The 658-nt window shown below is 49.4% G+C and carries 3 tRNA genes and 1 rRNA gene; all 4 read right to left on the bottom strand.

The features are described from left to right. Window positions 1–109, bottom strand: a 16S ribosomal RNA gene (locus tag AC0C66_RS21455); the annotation flags it as partial. Window positions 110–346: 237 nt separating this feature from the next. Further along, window positions 347–422 (bottom strand) — tRNA-Ala (locus AC0C66_RS21450). Between the two features lie 7 nt (window positions 423–429). Continuing rightward, window positions 430–506 (bottom strand) — tRNA-Pro (locus tag AC0C66_RS21445). 26 nt (window positions 507–532) lie between these two features. Next, window positions 533–609, bottom strand: a tRNA-Arg gene (locus AC0C66_RS21440). Window positions 610–658 lie beyond the last annotated feature (49 nt).

Genomic DNA, 658 nt, shown 5'->3' with positions numbered 1-658 from the left:
CCCGTCCGCCGCTAACATCAGGGAGCAAGCTCCCATCTGTCCGCTCGACTTGCATGTATTAGGCACGCCGCCAGCGTTCGTCCTGAGCCAGGATCAAACTCTCCGATAAATGGATCACAGGTTAAGTTCACCGCATCCTGCGGTGACACCTATGTGACCTGCGTTGTGCAGGCCTTAGTTTGACTGACTACGCACATCGCTGTGCGATTTTATAAAAAATGAATTAACAGGTACGTTTTGTCTTGTTTAGTTTTCAAAGATCATTTCGTTTGTCCGCTTTGTTAAAGCAACTTTATTAGTATACAATGCCACTTCTTCAAAGTCAACAACTTTTTTTAAAAACTTTTGGTGGAGCCTAGCGGGATCGAACCGCTGACCTCCTGCGTGCAAAGCAGGCGCTCTCCCAGCTGAGCTAAGGCCCCGTGAAAATGGTCGGGAAGACAGGATTCGAACCTGCGACCCCATGGTCCCAAACCATGTGCTCTACCAAGCTGAGCTACTTCCCGATTTCCTAACTATTCTATTAGAATAATGGCGCGCCCGAGAGGAGTCGAACCCCTAACCTTTTGATCCGTAGTCAAACGCTCTATCCAATTGAGCTACGGGCGCAAAACTTAATGCCGAGGGCCGGACTTGAACCGGCACGGTAGTCACCTAC

The organism is Bacillus sp. VA13 (assembly GCF_055710085.1).
This window is presented reverse-complemented; position numbering and strand designations above follow the sequence as displayed.